At 49.1% G+C, this 1,860-nt stretch carries 2 protein-coding genes; both read right to left on the bottom strand.

Annotated features, from left to right (window positions below):
* Positions 1 to 101 precede the first annotated feature (101 nt).
* Positions 102 to 809: an SDR family oxidoreductase gene (locus AAF564_26755; protein ID MEM8489173.1), complete on the bottom strand. Its 708-nt coding sequence runs from the start codon at positions 807 to 809 to the stop codon at positions 102 to 104.
* A gap of 4 nt (positions 810 to 813) precedes the next feature.
* Positions 814 to 1,860 (bottom strand): hypothetical protein (locus AAF564_26750; protein ID MEM8489172.1); only part of this gene is annotated, 1,047 nt, incomplete at its 5' end.

Raw genomic sequence — 1,860 nt, 5'->3', positions numbered from 1 at the left:
GGCGTATACTCTTCGCGCTCCGACAAAGTGCCCTCTAAAATAAAAGACTGACAATTCTCTGAAGAGTGTGGCGGATTGCGTAGACAGAGTTGTGGTAAACCTCAATTGCGTTCTGGTTCCTCGCAACTGCTTTCGTTCGTGGTGCCGGCTCGCCGTAGCGGTATGGCCTCAGCTTGTTTCTCAAGATCGGCTTCGGTCCGCAACTCTGGTGATGCATCGTTCATGGCTGTCTTTACCCAACCAGGGCCGATGTGGTTTATTGTAATGTTGTGCGGTGCAAGCTCTAAGGCGAGGGCTCCCACAAAAATGTGCATAGCATGCTTGGTGCCACCGTACACGGGGGTAATCGGGAAGTGGAAATAGGTTTGTACGGAAGACGTCACGATGATACGCCCACCATTGCCCTGGGCAATCATCTGTTCTGCTGCAGCTTTGCAGACGAACATGTTACCTTTCACGTTTATGTTAACCTGAGCCTGTAAGATGTCGGGCGTGATATCCAGAAAAGACTGCCATCGGATCATGCCGGCATTACTGCAGAGTATATCGAGCCTTCCAAAGGCTGACAGCCCCACATCAATCATTTTTTGTACTTCATCAGGCCTGGTGAGATCAGCGGGAGCAGCGACGGCTTGGTAGCCATTTTTTTTGAGGGAATTAACTCTTCTATCAAGGTCCTGGCTTCGGGCGGGCAAGTCATTCAGTATGACAGATGCCCCTTCCTGTGCCATTGCTTCGACAATCCCCCAACCAATACTGCGTTTGCCGGCGGCACCCGTGATGAGGGCAACTTTTTGGTTTAGCTTCATCAACTTAAGATCTGAACAAATAACTTAGCTTAATAAAGAACCCATCGTTCAGGCGTTCAAATTCTTGAAATCTGAAAGATCTAGGCTCTCGTAAGCTGCTCCCATATCCGAAGAAAGCAACAGTCCCTGGTGTTGGCCGATAAGATACAAGCCAATCAACCCTGAAATCGTTGCTGCGAATTTTACTAGCGCGAGCAAAAGTATCATCACCAGAATTGTAGAATAGAATGGGGTCGCTGTTGCCGGCTGAGTCGCGCAAATCATCTCTGAAGAAGGCCTGGTATTCAGCAACAAGACGGACAAAGAGCGCCCGTGTTAGCTGGTACTCTGCCTTCAGGCGTGGAATCATCCTGCGGAAAGACGTACTCCCATCTGTTGATCGTAAGTACTGCTGGTGGGTATAGTCGATATCAAACCGAAGTTTCTGAGTAGGACGCCAATCCATATTTAAAAAGACCAATATGGTGCTTTTTGTTTGTGCCCACTCAAAAAAGTCAGTATCTGGTCCCATGACAAAAAGGATGCGTCCGCCAAATTTTTGGAACCGGGGTGTATTAATGGTAAAGAGGAAATCGAGGTTCGGGACACGCCGTTGTCCTACAAATTTAACCGTGTCGGCGGCTACGCCGTTTTCCTGTTTTTCGACGTAGTAGCTAGAAAACAGGGATTCATCGAACAGGAAAGACTCGCGCAGTACCGAATGTGTAAAAGACCAACCTCCCTTGAGTAGCCAGCCACTATTAAAATGTATGCGCGCGTCATCAGGGAATTTACCATCTGTAAACCTACCATATCGCCAGATGCCATCCAGGGAAATACTACCCGTCCATGTTTCGAGGATGCTGCCTTCTTTGCCGTAATGTGTGTAACGGGGTGTGACATTGGCTCGTGCTATCCCATTTCTGCGAATGAAGCCGCTTTGTGCCTGGAAATCAGGATGCAGGCCACTGGCAGATGTATTCAGACCAAAGGTCCGGCCATTCCTATTGAACCGAAAGGCCCACATCGGTGCTGAAACCACGTCGCCGTCACCCGTTCGGGTAAAACTTGC

The organism is Bacteroidota bacterium, from assembly GCA_039111535.1.
Taxonomy (GTDB): Bacteria; Bacteroidota; Rhodothermia; order Rhodothermales; family JAHQVL01; genus JBCCIM01.
This window is presented reverse-complemented; position numbering and strand designations above follow the sequence as displayed.

Coding starts and splice junctions, on each gene's coding strand:
- AAF564_26755 (MEM8489173.1), bottom strand. CDS start 809: ATGAAGCTAAACCAAAAAGTTGCCCTCATCACGGGTGCCGCCGGCAAA.